Origin of the sequence: Pseudanabaena sp. UWO310, assembly GCF_006861605.1 — a bacterium.
In the GTDB taxonomy this organism is placed as follows: Bacteria; Cyanobacteriota; Cyanobacteriia; order Pseudanabaenales; family Pseudanabaenaceae; genus Pseudanabaena.
The window spans coordinates 37,056-55,138 of record NZ_SELU01000036.1 but is presented as its reverse complement, the minus strand read 5'-3'; the positions used below and the strand labels follow the sequence as shown (position 1 = coordinate 55,138).

The following is an 18,083-nucleotide window of genomic DNA, read 5'->3' as shown; positions in this document are numbered from 1 at the left end:
AAGCATACGCAACGACCCAAAATAATCTTGGCAACGCCTACAGCGATTTAGCACCGTTCTCCGAGAATCCCAAGCAAGAGATCGAACGGGCGATCGCTTCCTATCGCAACGCCTTGCGGGTCTATACTTCAGATATGAGATCTACTGATTGTCTCAAAACTGCCAGAAATTTCGGCAATTTTGGCTTTAAACAAGGACTATGGGAAATTGCCATTGAGGGCTATAGCATCGCCATTGAAGCAGTGGAAAATATACGCAGTTGGTCAAGGGATGAAACCCGTCGTGAAGAAGTACAGGCAAATTCTATTGAAATCTATAGCAACATCGTGCAGGCATATATCAACCTTGAGGAGTACGCACAAGCCTTTAGCTATGTCGAACGCTCCCGATCCAAGCGCTTACTTGACCTCATGCATGTCCATGACTTTTACAAAAACGGTGAAATCCCCCCCGAAGTCCAAGAAATCCTCGATCAAATCGACGATCACCAAAGCGAAATCGACAAAATCTATCACCCCTACAACCAAAATCACAACCTCGCCACCGCCGACAGCCTCCGCCGCACCCCCAAAGAAAACGAACAAGCCAAAATCGACCACCACCGCCGCGAAATCAATCGCCTCTACCAAGAAGTCCGCCAACGCGACCCCCTAGCCGCCGCAGGAGCCAGAGTCGCCTCCATCGACCTCACTGCCGCCGCCCAACTCCTCCAAGGCAGCACCACCACCGCCATCCTCAACTTCTTCAGCACCAACGCCAACACCTACATCTTCATCATCCGCCACGATCTCAATCTCCCCTCGCCCAAGTTGGGAGGGGAGCAGGGGGTGAAGATCGATCTCCATATTATCCCCAACTCAAGTGACGAAACTTTGCAAAATTGGATTTGGAAAGAATGGATTGCTGATGAAGTTGGCAAAGATGAAGAAGGGAACAAATTATGGATTCCCAAAACTAAAAACAACCCTCAACAATGGGCAAACAACGCCCCAAACTTCCTCACCGAACTCTCCCAAAAACTCCAACTCAACCACCTGATCGCCGAATACCTCCAAGGCATTACCGACCTCATCCTCATTCCCCACCTCTACCTCCATCAAATCCCCTTCATCGCCCTACCTATTGATCCCCCCCAGCCCCCCTTATCGAAGGGGGGAGAAGAGACAGCACCCCTTAGCAAGGGGAAAGCAGAGCAAGTCACCCTTGCTAAGGGGACAGAGAACTCTCAAGTCCCCCTTATCAAGGGGGATTTAGGGGGATCGTACCTCGGAGACCATTTCACCATCCGCTATGCTCCCAGTTGCCAAGTTCTGCAATTCTGCCAAGTCCGTGACCCCATCCCCGAACCTCTCACCTATGGACTGGTCGCAGGAGCCAGCCTCGATGTCCCCTATGCCCAATTCCAAGGAGCTGAAATTGCTAAACTTTGCCAAATCCCCCCAAGCAACCACCTCAAAGGCATCGAGCAAGCCACCAAAGCCGCCTACAAACAACTGATCCACCAAGTCAACATCTTCCATGTCTATCATCACGGCAACTTCGACTTTGGCGAACCCCTTAACGCCAGCCTCACCGCCGCCGATGGCGACATCACCCTTGCCCAAATCCTCACATGGCGCTTACCCCAACTCTCTGATATCTTCCTCTCCTGCTGCGAAACAGGACTAGGACTGAGTAAAAAACTTACCGATGATATCTTTGCGATCGCCAGTGGCTTCCTCTGTGTCGGCGCACGCACCGTCTTCGGCACACTCTGGTCAGTCGAGCAACTCTCCGCCGCCCTCATCTGCGTCCTCTACTACCGCGACAGAAGTAAAAATCCCCACCACCGCAAAGCCCAATCCCTCCAAATCGCCCAATCCCAACTCCGCGAGATGTCAGGCGCAGAAATCGAAGCAGAATTTGGCGATGCCTTAGAAAACTCAATCCAAGATTACATCAACCAACTGCGCGACTACACCTTGAGCCTCCCCGAAGGCACAGCCGCAAGGGAATCTGCCCAAACAGCCCTAGACGAAGCAAAAAATGGCAAATACGACAACGGAAAATTCCAGCCCAGTCTCGAAGCTAATCTATTTTCAGTATTTGTCCATCCTCGCCCCTTTGAGAATCCCACCTACTGGGCAGCCTTCACTTGCCAAGGACTAGGCTAACAACATAGCAGGCAACGGCTTAGGCGTTGCCTGCTGTGACAGGGTTCTCTTTTTCATTCAATGTGAGTTCTATATAGCCATTTGCGCCGCGATAAGCACGGTGCAAATGGAGCAAAACCTTAAAAAATTTGCAAAAAAAGAAACATCACAGTTGATAAGTAGCTAGGCATAAGCAAACTTAAACCCTAGAAGAGCGTACCGCCCGCTAAGCGGGCGGTACGCTCTCTGGTTTTAGTTTTTAATTATGCCTAGCTAGCTACTTATAACAACGTAACCTTCAATCATCAAACCTCTCAACCTTCCAACTATCTAAACTATGACAAACATTGCTTTTCTCGGACTCGGCATAATGGGCGGATCAATGGCAATCAATATTGCCAAACATAATTTAGCCGTCACCGCATGGAATCGCACCGCAGGTCGCCCCATCGCCGCGATCGCCGCCGCCGCAGGAGTCAAAATCGCTGAAACCATCGAGCAAGCCGTTACCAATGCCGACATCGCGATCACCTGCGTCTCCGATGTCCAAGACGTGCGCTCAATCCTCCTAGGTGAAAATAGCGTCGCCACCCATGCCAAACAAGGAACCCTGATCATTGATATGAGTACCATCGGCTCCCAAGCCGCCCGTGAAATTGCCAAGGAATTACAAGCTAAAGGATTACGCTTCCTTGATGCCCCCGTCTCAGGCGGCGACATCGGCGCACAAAACGCCACCCTCACGATCATGGTCGGCGGCGATCGCCTAGATTTTGAAGAAGCGCTACCAATCTTTCAAGCTATGGGTAAATCCATCACCTACTGCGGTGAATCAGGAAACGGACAAGCCATCAAACTCTGCAATCAACTACTCTGCGCCGTTAACCTCGCCAGTGTCTGTGAAGCGATCGAATTTGCGATTAATCAAGGAGTCGATCCCAAATTAGTTGTCGAAGTCTGTAGCACAGGTGCAGCAGGTTCATGGCAACTAGCCAATCTCGGGAACAAAATCATCGACGGTGACTTTGCTCCTGGATTTGCGATCAAACATATGAGCAAAGACCTCCGTCTCGCTAAAGAAGCTTTGGGAGAGAATAGCAAACCCTTACCTGCCTTTGAATTCACATCCCAACTCTTCAATCTCGTTAAAGCCATGGATGATGGTCAAGGCAGTGAACAAGGAACCCACGCCATAATTCGCGCTTATAGAGAATAAAATCAATAAAGGCGGCACATTGTGCCGCCTTTATTGATTTTGGGTTGCTTTAGATTTCTATGGCGCGCATTTTCGATCTAAAACGTGCAAAATTAGCTTTCTCTAGACAGATAGATAAACAGCAATAAATCAGTTTCATCGCTGATTTTCTCAAATTTGATTATGTATCTATATCTCTAGGAGTAGCCAATGCATTCCAAATCTAAGTTCAAACGCCATCGCTTTGACAAAGCCTTAATCTCAGAGATTCAGAAATTACACAAACTGGATAACTGGCATGGCATCCTGATGCTACTTGAAGACTGGATCTGCATCACAGGCGCGATCGGCATATCCCTGTGGGCTTGGCAAAATCTACCCTTGATTCTTGCGATTTTAGCCTACATGCTCTCAGTTTTAGTCATTGGTGCAAAACAACGGGGATTGCGAGTGATCAACCACATGGCAACCCACAATGCGATCGCCAAAAATCCCCAACTCAATTACATCCTTTCGACTATATTTGCCTCATGGCTAGTTCTTGAAAGCGCTAGTGGCTATGACAACACTCATAATTCCCTGCAAAATGGTCATCATCCTAACCTCGGTACAGAACGCGACGTTGACCACATGGCGATCGTTGAACAGGGGCTATATGGTGAAGGCTGCTCTCCCGAAAATGCTCAACAGTTTCTATGGATGATTCCCTTCAAGACTTTCGGTTACGTCACCTTTCTACTCAAAAATCGTGTCTGGAATCCCTACGAAAAAAGCACCGAGCGGGTGATTCGTTTATCCTATTTGACAGTACTACTCTCTGTCCTGCTCTGGGGAGGTTTAGGCATACCAGTTCTGCTCTACTGGATTGTCCCCCTCTTCACCAGTGCCATTTGGGTTGGCATTATTATTCAGCTAGCTGAGCACTATCCACTGATGGAATCTAATTACGAATACGACATTTATGTTAGCCGCAATCGCATTCTCAACCCTCTGATTAACTTCTTCATCGGAACCCATAACGAAGGATACCATCTCATTCACCACCTCTATCCACGACTTCCTCTCTGGCAGATGAAAAAAGCTCATCAAATCTTGATGGCAGATCCCATCTACAATTCACTCCATCATCAAACAGGTGTGCTACATCTCTTCCACCAATTAATACCTGCAACTCAAGCCCCTGCGATCGCTGAACTGCAAACAGTCAGAGAATAGTTAAGCGATCGCCAACGAACCTAGAGAAATGGTCTCAGTGAGTCAGTCCCACTGAGACCATTTCTCCTATGGAAATTTTGCAAAATTATTAGTCGCTTGAGTGATAGATAAATGTGATTGATTCTCAAACAGATTATTGGCATTTTGAGAACTAACCACAATCATCTTTTTAGGAGAAGCTTGTGATGCTTAAATTAAACTTTTTTAACGCCATATCAGCCAAATCTGCTCCCACAGATGAAAGTGTTTTATCACTTTTAGTGAAGCCAGTCAAACTTCGCATTATTTTAGTTCGACATGGTGAAACAGACTGGAATAACCAAAATCGCCTTCAAGGTTCAACGGATGTTCCACTTAATGACAAAGGCAAACTACAAGCCGAAAAAGTTTCTACATTTCTCAAAAATGTACCAATTCATCAAGCCTTCTCTAGTTCACTGCTTCGCGCTAAAGATACAGCGTCAATTATTTTGCAGCACCACAACATTGCACTGGAAACTCGTCCCGCTCTTGCCGAAATCCATCGCGGTCATTGGCAAGGAATGACTCTAGAGGAAATTGAAATCCAATATCGAGAGCAGTTTAACCTATGGCGCAAACATCCCCATCGCTTACAAAACTATTCAGGCGAGACATTACAATCAGCTAGCGATCGGGTCTGGACAGAATGGCACAATCTCCTAAATTCAAGTCAATCTCAACTCAAATTTCGTAATGTTCTTGTTGTCGCCCATGAAGGAGTCAATCGCTTACTACTATGTCGCCTCACAGGACTTTCCCTTTCAAAGTTCTGGGAAGTCCCACAACATAATACTGCTCTGAATGCGATCGACTATCCATGGGGAATTCGAGGAATGTCAAGAGTCAGAGTCAAGAATTTTGTGATTCCTGATAACTGTCATTATTAACTAGTTCTTACAGGCGATTACGCGTGCTCTTGCGACCTTTTTTTTAACTTCTTCGGGTTTGCCCTTGTGTCCTGCCGCCACATACACCTCATCGCACTCAACCGCACTAGATAAATTTACTTCTGGCTTGCTTTGGTCAATACCTTCTCGCAATTGAGTGGTCATATCTTACATTAAGTAGTTCGGCATAATTAAAACCCAAAACCAAAGAGCATACCGCCCGCATAGCGGGCGGTATGCTCTTCTAGGTTTTAAGTTTACTTATGCTTAGCTACTTACATCTTTGTCTAGGTCTTGTTCTTGGGCAATTTGTCGATTCGAGAGATTTAATCCCATCAAGTACAGACACAATATCCACATCCGTAGGGGTTGATGATGTCCTGCGAATATTGTGTCGTCTAGATCGTCAAAGTTGGTGTTGCAAGTTTTACACTGGTATCGTTGACAAGCTGGTTGCGTTTCACCTTTGCCGCGCTTGATCACCTCTGAGCTTTTACATTTGGGACAGCATACTCCTGTTGTCCATCGCATCTGACGCACTGTTTCGTACCATTTTGCATTATCAATTAGATGGGCTAAGTTCACACTCAGCATAGTTTTCGCTGCTTCTGGATTTCGCTACAATTTTAGCAATCTCTTCATTTCTTTACCTCCCCGAAACACCTATTGAGCCTTTACAGGATATAAATTTAAACGAGCTATAAATTTTCTGGCTTATTTACACAATCCCCGTCATCGTATACCTTATCTACAGAACCAGGGGCTAACCAATGGTTCTGGCTCTGTTGAATCGACGGTTAAGCAGATTGGTCGTCGGGTCAAGATTTCGGGTGCTCAGTGGAATCAGCAAAATGTTGCTCAAGTTTTGAAACATCGGTGCGCTTATCTCAAGGGCTATTTCTCTTCTCTTAGATATTTTTACTCAGTGCCTAATTGAGATACTCCCGTTACTCATGTTGATAAGTCTAAGTAATTCAGATATCGATCGCTTAATCAATTTCAATCATTTGGAGCATTTGATCTTGAGTAACAATTCCATCTAGTAATCGATCTAGAAATGAATTAAGTGGTTCTTCAATATTTGCTCTCTGTGAACGAATAGGATTTAGAGACAACTGATTACAAAGTTTTTTGGCTTGATTATAAAGTGGAGAGTCAATTTGAATAAATTCAGGATCTGATTCACGGAAAGAGAGTAAATAAATTAAAGCAATTAAAGCATCTCTAGTGTAATCACGATTACTTTTAATAGTTATATCTAAACTACAGCAGTGGTTTACAATAGTTCCAAAATGTTGCTTGTATACATTTTTAATTAATTGGTTATTAAAGTCTACATACCACATTAAAATACGTGCATATCCCCAGATATAATCATTGTTATGATAGAACTTCTGATGGGAAAAAGGAAAACTAGAATTAAATAAACTAACATACTTGAGTTGTCTATCAGACGAACAAGACATTCTAGCAATATTATGTAAATGGATGCTATATATATACTTGTCATGATGAGGCAAGTTATAAATATTTCCATAATTTATAGATTGCAGTTCATATAAGAAGTTTAGCTCTACATTCTTAGTAAATGCATAGCCCTTTCCAGCAATTTCTAAGATTTTTTTGTAAGCGATATTATGTTCTTTTGAACTCTTATTGTTTGTTGTAAATCCTAGTAATTTTGCAGTTGCCAAAAAAGAAGCTATTTTCAAGCCTATTTTTTCATAGGTTTGCTTTATTATATAAGCCCCTTGGCTATTATCTTGACTGATATCAATGTTGAGATATAATTCAAGCCCCCGTTTGCCTCTATCGTTTTCATCTATTCTGCCGTATTGATTAATTAACTTAACGAGATTGCTTGATTTTTGGGATATTTGATTAATTAGACTTGGGTTCTGATGATAGTTATCGAATAGATTCGCAAAATCTGTAAAGTCATCTTTCAATTGGATAGAAAAACTACTCCATTCTTGATTAAGTGTGTCTATGAGCCTATTTGATTTGTTGTGACGAGATAACAATATTTCATACAAAGGTAAGAAACCTGATGTCAGAGATAGATTAGGTGTTGGCTCTTCAAAGTCAACTAGAGATGAATTAAGAATACGCCCTTGGTGATCTAAAATTTCTAACTTGGGAATAATTCCAGGCTTAATACGAAAGCGAACTTTAATTTTAGTTTCAGAACTAATAGCTTCATCAAAATACTGATTTCCAATTTTATAGCATTGTTCTTTTAATGTTTCTCTGTTAATAAATGGTTCATCATTAATCTTAAATTGTAATACAACAGAATCTTTCTTGATTGTAAATTCTTCTTCTTCGATTCCATTTTTATCATAGGCAGCATAAACAGTTAATTCTTGGTCACCTTCATAACATACTTTAGGAGGCAAGCTAATTTCTATAACTTCTCGATCTTTTTTAACAAAAAAGCTTATCCTGTCTAAATGTTGTCCATATAGTGGAAATTGAGAATTTAATTTTTCTCGCCAAATATCTTTAAAAACGTTCTGAGAATTATTTATTATCAATAAAGATGTAGAAAAATGACGAGTTAAAACATCTCTCATACTTGGTAACTGTGTATAACTACTTAATAACACAAAATTAAATTGAGAGTTTTTATTAATAGTATCTTGCAATTCTCGAATAGGCAAATTTTGGTAAATAATAGCCTCTAAATCTTTGAGACTAAGATTGTAAATATAAAAAATACTATCTATTTCAAAAATCAAAGAGATATGTTCATCCAATACATCAGATAAAAAGACGCTTAGATTTTGAAAGAAATTGATTTTTTGAATATAAGCAACTACTGACTGTAAATGAAAATTATCTAGGTTTAAATCAACTAATATCTTAGCTGCCATATCATTACAGATATTGTCGTAAATACTTTCATTAGATATGGATAAATTCAGATCACCATATTGTTTGATAGTGCGAGTATCAATAATCGGAATACGATAACGAGAATTAGAACGATTCTCAAAAGTGAGAGGAAATATTTGGTCTGGAGTAAAGCTATCAAGATCGTAAATTACCAGATATTTAGAAGAATTAGCTAAATCTATCAATTGCGGAGCATAGTTCCAATAACGATAAACATTAATATAAAGATATTGTGATACATCAAATGATTGCATCTTGAGTGAGTCTGTTTCTCTAACGATCGCTATCTGTTGGTCAATTTGATCATCAATGTTTAATCCAATATTTTTAGCGTTGTACGATATTGACTGACTACGAATACCAAGCTTTTGAGGTTGGTGGATTGATAGGGATGCAACAGGAAGAAAGGAATGATTAATAAATTTCTTACAGAATATTAAATATGCTGATGGAAGTGTATTTGCAGATGGAATAAGACTTTCTAGTTGTACTTCAAATAAATGGGCATACTGACAGCATTCTAGATAAGATTCAAGGTTAACTAAGGTAGTCATATTTTTTAGAGTTATAATATTTATAAGTGAGTTGAATACTCAAAGTCTGAGTATATATTTTAGGTTAATGAAGCGCTTGGAGTTGCTTCTGTAATTGAGAAATTTCTTCAGGATTATTAGTTCGATAAGTGAGATTTAGAAATGGATCATATCCAAAAGCCAAGTCTTCAGAACCAATATAAGCAACTTGTGATCCAATCAAGATTACTTTTGCATGGAGATTAGGGACTTTTTTAGCAGATATGCGAGTATTATTAAAGTTTCCATAAAATATACGGTTACTAGGCTTATTGAGAAACTTAATTTGATTTTGTAAGGGGTTCAGATTGCGCGTATAAACTTGGATTTTCTCACTTGAGTATTTTTGTAGAGAAATTGTTAAATCCTGCATATATTGAACGTGATTAAGTAGACGATCGCTTTTTGGGATAGCTAAATCATTGATTTCACGGCTTTCATAACGGAGTCCAGTTGCTGATGATACTGTTTCTGCATCAGTTTGGTTAATCCAAAGATGGCGCAAGTAATCAAGCAAAAACTGATGCTCAGCATTACCAGAAAATATTACCCCCGCCTCACCATTGCGCTCAAGACTACCGCCAGTCAAATTAGCAGAACCTAAATAGGCACAGTTTTCGGTAATATAACTTTTAAGATGAAATTTTCCACTCCTAAAGGTAAGTCCAACATCTCTAAGAGCAAGTAAACATGCTTTTTTCTTCCGATCTGAGTTGATGTATTCTGGGTCAACTTTTCGCGCAGCGATCGCATGATCATCGACGCGATCCTGCATATCATTGCTAAAGTCGGTCAGAATCCAAACAGGAATTTCTTGAGACTTTTTAGCAACCAAATTGGTTAGTTCGACATCTTCTATGCGATAGCTGCAAATAATGAGAAACTTTTGAGCTTGAGAAATTAAATCATGGATTATTTGCCGATTAACTTTTTTCCCAACGATAAAATTATTCGCCGCTTGATTACCTTTGACTTTACTATTAATAGAAAGGTCTAATATTGTATTATTTATATTGACCTGTTCTGGATACTTTGCTCGATAAGCTAAGATTATTTTTTTAGTATATTCAGTCAGTGACTGAGATAATGGCATATTTTTTAAATATCTATATGCCTCTTGAAGCTCTTTAGTTAAGTCACTTATATCTATTAAGGCAATATATTGATTTTGAAGAGAGAGTGTGAACTCTCCATACTTACTACCTAGAGCAAGCCGTAAAATTTGGGTTGGTTTATTTTGAATAATTTCAGTGATTTTATCCTTAATAGGTTGAATGGATTGATCAGAATCTTTAATCTCTATTCGATAAATTCCTTCATGCTTTTTACTGATATTTACAGGTATTTGAGGATCGTCAAAGGATAGATTGAGAATCAAATTTTGTTCTAATTCTGTAGTAATAAATTGAAAAGAAAATCTTTGTAATGATTTATTTTCAGGAGTTAGCATTAATGGTCGAATAGTTTGTTCATTAATCAAAGCAGATTGTCCTGAACTATATTTAATTAAATGGGTCACTGTTTGGACAGGAAAAAAGTTAAACCCAAATGATTGTTGAATATTCGTGATTTGGAATTGTTTTTGGTGGGTGGCAATTGACTGTAAGTCAGTTAACAAATTGGTAAGTGATATTTTGGATACATGATTTACAAGAACTTGATCTTGATTAATACGTTGATAGTAACCCTTTAACTTACGAATAATTTTCATGATTTATCCCTCTCTATTAATTGCTAACTCTCGAATAACTCGACATTTAGGGATTATGTCTTGAAAAATTTGCTGTTCTTTAAAATATTCGCGATCGCCAAAGAAGGTTATTTGATTAATAGATCTTGTTAAAGCTAAACGAATTTTAGATTGAACTATTGGTTTTGCTTCAGACTGTTCCAGAAAAATCCAAAGATTTTGACATTCTTGACCATGCCAATCATCAACGTGACTAACGCCTATTTGAGAGTCTCTATTCATCCTACATAATAAGTTTTGAATTATAGGAATTATCTCTTGAGAAAAAGTTAATAGGGTTGGTGATTCTGCAAGTTTAGTTTGCAGATCTTGATTACCTAATATGCTTTGTAGTATTTCTACAAATTGTGTTGATTGTTTGATATTAATCCAAGTTAACCTAGTATTTCCTTGAGGTATGAAACAAGATTGTTTTTTTATTGGTGTATAGATAAAGGAATGCTGTGGATAAATAGCTGGCAATATATAGCGGGCAAGTTCAGGATGAATTCGATAATTATCATTTAGTTCGTAACGATAGGCTGGCAAAAGATTTGACCATAGTTTAGCAAAAAGCGTTCTTTTGTTGGAGCGATCACCTAATAAAACCAGTTTTTTGGACAGCATTGCAATATTCTGAAGCTCCCGATCATTCACATAATGACTATCTTCAACAATCACCAAATCAAAACTTAGCTCTTTAGAATAGGTATCTAGATTAGAAAGATGGTCAACTTGACATAAAAGGGGAGCTTGAGAGCTAGGTAGTAAAGCATCTGTTATTTGGTCAAGCGCATTGTCTGAGAGGTTAGTATAGTTTTGATAGAGTTGTTCCCGATGCTTTAACAAGTCTTGGGATTTACAGATTTTATATGCCAACAATTTCTGTCTATGACTAGAAATTGTTGGCAGTAGATCTTCAATAATAAAAGCTACTTTTTTTTGCAACTCTTTCGGATGTCCTTGTTCTAGTTCAAATAGTTGTAACCAAAATTGGCGATCACATTTTGTGAATATATCTTCAAAAAGTTGATCTTCTAACCAATAGGAGGGCAGAAACGTTAATTTAGGATTGCTAAATTGTTCTCTGAGCCAGAATTTGAGCAATTGGCGATAGTTTTGGTTTAAAGTAATGGTAAGAGGAGGCAATCGGAGATTTTTATAGGCATCAAATGTGCTGGGAAAGGGAGCAATAATCAAGACTGAACGCTGATGCGTGATCGCTAGATTCACTGCCGCCTTTGCAACTTCTGTCTTACCACTGCCAGTGATACCTGAAATCGCCACTAATGGAGCATTTGAGAGAATTAACTCTAGGGCTTCGCACTGATTGTGACGAAATGGAAAATTATCATTGTAGATAGGTAAATCTAGAGAAGTTCGTTGATGAATATACTGATTAGTCTGTTGAAATACAGTCTTGAGAATTGATAGAACTTCACTCATTATACAGTCTCCCCAACCCATTGACATATTTGATGAGATAAAAATTCCATACTCTCCTCTAAACTTCCTTGTATAGGGTCTGGAAGTTTTAGTATTACTATTCTCTTAATAAGATTTGGATCTATTGGAGTATCATGAGAATTATCATTATGGGTATTTCTATCATACAGATAAATACAAACATTAATCTTCTCACTTTTACTTTGAATAGCATGCAACATCTGCTCTGTAGGGCTATACCAAAATACCCAAATACATACGCTAATAGGTCTATTTCTTTGAGATATTGGTGATATAACTTGTTGCCTGATGTTTAATTCCAAATCAGCCTGTTTGGGATTATGGTGCTGAATCAAGCTAAAGTTAAAGACACAAGTTTGGAGAATACATTGCACAGAAAGAGACAATTTTCCTGAATCAAGGTTAAATTGAGAAGAATTGGAAGAATTATCTAAATATCTACCATAGTTGGGAGTTTCAAGCACATTTATTGACCTCAAAGGCGGCACATAACTTCCCTCTAGATTTAACAAAGCGGCGGTAAATAAAATTGTCACTACATCCACTAACAAGCCTTGACGATATCCCCACAGTCTTTCTTTTTCAGTACGTCGCTTCAGATAGTCAAGATAGGCTTGATAAAAGCTGCGGTAGATGGGGTTTTGCTGTAAGACATAGTTCGGATTCCCAATAAAAACACTAGTGCGTGGGATCGACTGTACACTGGATTCTTGACGAAAGCGATTGATCGCTCTTTCTAGAGATACTGCTTCTAGATTTTGAGAATATTCTCGACAGTCTAAGTGCAGTAAGTCACAAAAGCCCTTGAGAAAACGATTTTCTGGCGTGTTAAAGTTTTGATAGCGCTGAATTCCCATCAACTGTTGCCGCGATCCTGCTTTTTCTGATGCATTGTTACCTGGGCGACGCACATAGTCACGCAGACAATAGGCATCCATTTCTTGGATTCTGGCAATAGACATCATTTCCGCAGTACGATTTAGCTGAGATCTTAGTTTTGGGGTGATTTTTTCTAGATTGTGACGCAGTTCATAACGGCGATCAAGAGCAATAACAAGGGGCTGACGGGCATCTTCTTCACTAAGCTTAGTGATGTAATCAGGTATTTTCAGTAACACACATGATGACTTTGGTTTGTTTTTGTGTTCCCCAAATAGCTGATCAAATAAACTAATAAATAGACGAATTGTTTCTGCTGTTTTGCGATCGCACTGCTCTTTTAGCTCTTGTTGAAGTCTCTCAACAGTGTTTTCATCATTAGTGATTTGCGTTTCATCTAATACCTCGTCCTGTAGTGTAAATCTTTTTTGAAATCCATTCTTAGTAGTTATTTCAACCTGCTGGCAAATTGATTTGTCCACTTCGTATTCTTCAATCTGTACTAATGGGAATCCAATCTCATAAGTATCAGGCTGATGCTTCATCAAAAAGGCATAATCACGAGATAGTTGTTCACCATTCTCTAGTACTAAAAAAGGACGATCGCTACCATACACCTTCAGTGTATGGCTTAAACATTGTTTATCCTCTAAATAATTACCAAGACTAGTATAGATCCGCATAATGAGTTCTTGTTTTAGTTAGTTTGAGTGAGAAGTTTAAATTGAATCTACTCTTGCCTATAAACCACTCCTTTCCATTGAAATTGTCCATATTGACCAGTTCTAGCTTTTGCAAAAGCTTCATTAAGATCTGGATCGCCCAAACTTACCAAAAGTTTTTGCATTTTATCTAGTTCTTCCTTAACAGAGCTTTCATCAACCATTACACCACGTAGCTTTGGTAAGAGTTTTTGACCAAATTGATCGGCGATCGCCTCTTTACAGGCTATTTCATCATTCTCAGAATTGGGATAGTTAATTACATATTTGGCAAAGGCTTGAAATACTCGGTGGGCAAATGGACGACCCAAAGCTTCCATAATTTCATTGGCTTGATCTACATATTCCTTTACAATTACCGTCATTTGTAAAGTGGTACTAGGTTGTTTTGTCCATATTTTGAAAGATTCCCATGATACATATTGAGTCGGAATTGAGAATGTAGATCGCTGATCACCACGCAATTTTAGCTCTGGCGGTCTGCCAAAGGTCAACACATTGGCTCGATCCAGTACTTTATCAGACAGAGATTGAGTAGTTTCATCTTCATTCATCGTTCCTACAAATAGAAACTCTTCGGGTATCCGTACTTTTTTATCTTCAGGTTTAAGATTCAAACTACCCGCATCAATTTCTAAAAAGGTGGGCTTATTGCGCCTTGTCTCTAGTTTAGAAAGAAAATCACTGAAGTAATACTCAACTTTTGCCAAGTTCATTTCATCTAATAACACCATCACAATTCTCCCCTGTAGGTCTCTTTGACGATGGTGTTGATAGAGGTAGTGCATTAATTCCGTTGGTTTATATTTCTTCTCGATATAATTGTAGAATCCTTGTAAATCTTGTGGTGAGTCCCATCGTGGTTGCACTGGTAAAAACACTAGGGGCGCTCCAATAAATTCAGCATAGGCTTGAGGCAATTCGCTCTTACCAGTACCACTAATTCCTGCAAGAACAACCAGTGCAGAAATATCCTGAACCTTTAAAGAAGTGTGGAAAGCTTTAATAATACGATCAGAAAAATCTAATCCTTTAGACACCAAGTATTGCTTAAACTCTGCTAAGAATTCTCCTTCACTGCCAAAGATTCGCTCTTGAGTTGCCTTAATTTCTACTGTCGATTGCAAAGACTCAAAGGGTTGCTTGGTACCACTTTCAATCTCTATGAGATCTAATCTAGATTTGCGGATCTGCTCTTCAATTTGCCGTAGCTTAGCATCTTGTCCCTTAATTTCGCTATCTTTCCTCGCAATCTCATCTTCTAAAATATTTTTTTCTACCTCCAATTGCTCGATTTGACGTTTAAAACTTTTTAAGCCTGATAGTTTACTGTGAATTTCATCTTCAAGTTTTTCTAACTCTAAACGCAGATTGTCAGCTTGTTGTGCTCGGTTAGCATTTTTTTCAATATCTGCCAAAATGCGATCTCGCTCTTGCTGTAATCGAGGCATTTCTGTTTCTAAGGATTGCTTTTTGTTGGTTAGATTTACTTCTTCTCGCTTAAGAGCATCATAAGTACTACGAAAAAGCTCTAATTCCGCAGCTTGTTGATTGAGCGTACTAACTCGCTCCATTAAATGATTTACCTCAACTTGCTTCTGCACTGCCTGTGCTGATATTTCTTGAAGATTATCTCGCTGTTTTTCTCGCTCTATAATAGTTGACGATATAGCATTTAATCGCCCAATATTTTCATTGATTTGAGTCTTTAATGCAGCTATCTGTTGCTGACGTTGTTCTAGTTCATCTAGATTAGGTGGATTTTGATGAATGCGCTGTACTCTTTCCTGTAATTCCTGTTCTTTCGCCTGCAACTCTCCAATAGTTTGCTGCAATAACTTTTGCTTACCCTGCAAATACTCTACTTCAGCATTGATTCCCGAATTTCGTTTGAGACGTTCTACTTCTTTCTTCAGCCAATCTCGTTCTGACTCAATTAAGCCCCGCTCTTTATCTTGGCGCTTTCCAGCAAAGCTAGATGATAAATATCCCCCTGTACCCGTTGCAATTGTTGCCATACTTAGCTGAAGTATATTTCCTCCTGAAGCAAGGACTATTCCCCCAGCAATAGCACTTGCAGCGATCACAGACACTTGAGGCAAAAAGTCTTTTGAAGAACCAGTCATTAATATCTAAAATTCAATAAATTGGTGATTTCCGAAAATAATTATAGGTAGTTTTTGGTTATTTTTTACACAAAATCATTTTTAATGAGTAATTATTTAGTTTTAATTACTCGTTGATTTCACAAATCATCCCTGAACACGCTAATTATCTAGTACTACCGCTTTTTCAGTCTGACGTGGTGCGTGAATAACAAAGCCGTTTTCTTGATCAATTATTTCAAGCAGCCGATCCGTAGTCGACACCATGTAATGAATGTCAGGCTTACAGGGACTAGCAGTATTGGCACTGGACTGTTAAAGAGTGATAAGTCGCTCAAAGTATTGCTAGTCAAGCTTTTCACAGTTTTGCAGTCAATCGCCATAAATCCTTGCTGAATAAGCCTTACAAGCATCTATCACTTCTTTAGAAACCAGTGCCGCAGTATTAAACCATTTTTGCATAACGACAGCTAACTAACAAAGCAGATACCCCTTCAATATATCGCAACGCGCCAAGCAAAAGCCTCAAACCTTTAAAATGCGTTAACTTGAATAAGTATTTATACTTATTCATTTAAATTTAATAGCAAATAAGAGACAATTATTTGCTCTAAGATTACTATATGATAAGTTAGAGCTTATGGATAGTTTTAGGTTGAAAATTTCTACAACAAAGATGAATTCTTGGTTCTGACACGAACATAGAGTTCTTCCATCGTTTCGATAAACGAATTATCTTTATGCCAAAATGCGGGATTATCGCCTTGTTTTTTGATGACGATCGCTGATACGCTCACGGGAGCCGCAAAGGGAATCGCCTGTGGTAGACGCTTTTGTCCCTGCCAAAATTGTTTGAGGGTAGGAGTTTCTGTGATAGCTACAGTTTGGGGTTTGGTGAAGTAAGAGGTTGTTACTTCTGGTTCAAGATTGCGATCGCCTAATTCTGATGCTAGGGCTTTACCCAGAGGTGATTTGATGAGTTCTGCTTGCAAATCTTCTTTAGATATACCACGCATCTCGAATAACAAAAACGGATCTTGATCCATTTCGCCTGACAGTCGGTAACATAGCCCTGCAATATGTTTGCAAGGATTGGAGTAATCGGGACAAGAACACTCAGTATGAAAGTCTTTGCTGCTATAGGGAAGTAGATGTTTGCCAACGGCGGCAAAACTATCTTCAATATTTTCGGGAACTTCATTGAGCAATAATCTAGCGACTACGCTTGCCTTGGAGGACATATTGGCAATGATTTTTGTCCAGTCCTTCGCTGCGATCGCTGTCATTTTTACTTCAGTATCATAGTGTGGCTCTTTATAAACTCCAAAATAAGGATTGACGTTACCGCGAATTGTGGCGGTGGCGATTCCTTTGGTAATATCGAAATGGAGAATGCGACTGTCTCCAGAATAGGCGCGACCGCGTTGGAGTCTACCTGAATCGGTGAAAGATTCGAGGGCGCTAATGAATTTTTGCCCCCACCATGTCCGACTGTGTTTTGCCATTGTTTTGCTTCTCTTGATTTATTACTAAAAATTAAGATTAATTATTCTGCCTGTTTAAATTTCAATTGACCTACTTGGATCTTTTTTCGTTTCATCAATATTTGCTTCTAAGTCGGCTATTCCAAGATGATTTTTGCCAGTAGAATCAAATACTTCAAGATGATTTTTATGAAAGTTATCCAAGTACCAGTAACGTTTCGTGGGGATCTTCCTCCAAGGTGTTATCATCCGTTTCGATAACTTCGCTTTCAAGTATTGGTTCTGCTATTGGTGGTGAAATCATATTATTTTTGAGTTTTTGATTATAATTTGTTACAGATCAACTGCTAATCCATAATTGCATTTCTATTTAATAGTTACTTCGATCACATCTTCGGTTTGCATATCAAAAGCGACAAGATCAAGCCGAGAACAGATCAAAGGAATTAACTTTCTGGATAGAGTTCGGTGTGAAGTCCTAACCGTAAAGTAATTGACAGTTGGTTCGGTTGCTGAAATATGGAAACGATACCAAGTATCCTCATCTGTAATCACACTCTGCCAAAATGCATAGTCGGCATGATCTGCTAAGGCTAATTCCCAGTTAAGATCTGGGAGAATACTGGATAGTTCTCCTTTTAATTGTTCTGGACTACCAATAATTTGAATGTCGTCTTCACAAAATCCTTCTTCATTTGGCATTTGTCCCGAAATCTTAAAAAATGTGAGGTCATAGCTCATAAACAATACGTCATAAATGTTTGCTTGTGGTTGACT

13 protein-coding genes and 1 pseudogene are annotated in these 18,083 nt (G+C 39.3%); 5 read left to right on the top strand and 9 right to left on the bottom strand.

The genetic code is table 11. From position 1 onward, the window contains the following. The 4 genes from PseudUWO310_RS13305 to PseudUWO310_RS13290 all read left to right on the top strand — a co-directional run. A partial coding sequence (locus PseudUWO310_RS13305) for a CHAT domain-containing protein (protein ID WP_142602030.1) occupies positions 1–2,153 on the top strand: 2,153 nt, incomplete at its 5' end. Between the two features lie 316 nt (positions 2,154–2,469). After that, entirely contained in the window at positions 2,470–3,348 is an 879-nt protein-coding gene (locus PseudUWO310_RS13300; protein ID WP_142602028.1) for an NAD(P)-dependent oxidoreductase, read from the top strand. A 189-nt stretch (positions 3,349–3,537) separates the two neighbouring features. Continuing rightward, positions 3,538–4,542 (top strand): fatty acid desaturase, encoded by a 1,005-nt coding sequence (locus PseudUWO310_RS13295; RefSeq protein WP_142602026.1) that lies wholly within the window; start codon positions 3,538–3,540, stop codon positions 4,540–4,542. Between the two features lie 185 nt (positions 4,543–4,727). Beyond that, on the top strand, positions 4,728–5,450 hold the full coding sequence (locus PseudUWO310_RS13290) for a histidine phosphatase family protein (RefSeq protein ID WP_223805655.1): 723 nt from the start codon (positions 4,728–4,730) through the stop codon (positions 5,448–5,450). On the opposite strand, the gene PseudUWO310_RS22950 is transcribed toward PseudUWO310_RS13290, so the two are convergent. Together PseudUWO310_RS22950 and PseudUWO310_RS13285 are read right to left on the bottom strand one after the other, a co-directional pair. Further along, positions 5,451–5,615, bottom strand: coding sequence for a hypothetical protein (locus tag PseudUWO310_RS22950; RefSeq protein ID WP_190316017.1), 165 nt, complete (start codon positions 5,613–5,615; stop codon positions 5,451–5,453). Positions 5,616–5,717: 102 nt separating this feature from the next. Further along, positions 5,718–6,044 carry a transposase gene (locus tag PseudUWO310_RS13285; protein ID WP_142602021.1) on the bottom strand — a complete coding sequence of 109 codons (327 nt, stop codon included), beginning with the start codon at positions 6,042–6,044 and terminating at the stop codon, positions 5,718–5,720. Positions 6,045–6,135: 91 nt separating this feature from the next. Here PseudUWO310_RS13285 and PseudUWO310_RS23330 point away from each other — a divergent pair. Then, positions 6,136–6,387 (top strand): annotated as a pseudogene (locus PseudUWO310_RS23330) (hypothetical protein); the annotation flags it as partial. A gap of 52 nt (positions 6,388–6,439) precedes the next feature. On the opposite strand, the gene PseudUWO310_RS13280 reads toward PseudUWO310_RS23330, so the two are convergent. The 7 genes from PseudUWO310_RS13280 to PseudUWO310_RS13250 all read right to left on the bottom strand — a co-directional run bounded on the left by PseudUWO310_RS13280 (position 6,440) and on the right by PseudUWO310_RS13250 (position 18,047). After that, entirely contained in the window at positions 6,440–8,902 is a 2,463-nt protein-coding gene (locus PseudUWO310_RS13280; RefSeq protein WP_142602019.1) for a hypothetical protein, read from the bottom strand. A 64-nt stretch (positions 8,903–8,966) separates the two neighbouring features. Then, a complete protein-coding gene (locus PseudUWO310_RS13275) occupies positions 8,967–10,631 on the bottom strand; it encodes a phospholipase D-like domain-containing protein (RefSeq protein ID WP_142602016.1) in 1,665 nt (554 codons plus the stop codon). Positions 10,632–10,634: 3 nt separating this feature from the next. Further along, positions 10,635–12,095: a hypothetical protein gene (locus tag PseudUWO310_RS13270; RefSeq protein ID WP_142602014.1), complete on the bottom strand. Its 1,461-nt coding sequence runs from the start codon at positions 12,093–12,095 to the stop codon at positions 10,635–10,637. After that, positions 12,095–13,678: a DUF2357 domain-containing protein gene (locus PseudUWO310_RS13265; protein ID WP_142602011.1), complete on the bottom strand. Its 1,584-nt coding sequence runs from the start codon at positions 13,676–13,678 to the stop codon at positions 12,095–12,097. The genes PseudUWO310_RS13270 and PseudUWO310_RS13265 overlap by 1 nt, the downstream gene beginning before the upstream one ends. A 47-nt stretch (positions 13,679–13,725) precedes the next feature. Continuing rightward, a complete protein-coding gene (locus PseudUWO310_RS13260) occupies positions 13,726–15,843 on the bottom strand; it encodes an AAA family ATPase (RefSeq protein WP_142602009.1) in 2,118 nt (705 codons plus the stop codon). A 644-nt stretch (positions 15,844–16,487) separates the two neighbouring features. Further along, positions 16,488–17,327, bottom strand: coding sequence for an SWIM zinc finger family protein (locus PseudUWO310_RS13255; RefSeq protein ID WP_142602007.1), 840 nt, complete (start codon positions 17,325–17,327; stop codon positions 16,488–16,490). A gap of 345 nt (positions 17,328–17,672) precedes the next feature. Beyond that, complete coding sequence (locus PseudUWO310_RS13250) at positions 17,673–18,047, bottom strand: hypothetical protein (protein WP_142602004.1); 375 nt, start codon at positions 18,045–18,047, stop codon at positions 17,673–17,675. Between the last annotated feature and the right edge of the window lie 36 nt (positions 18,048–18,083).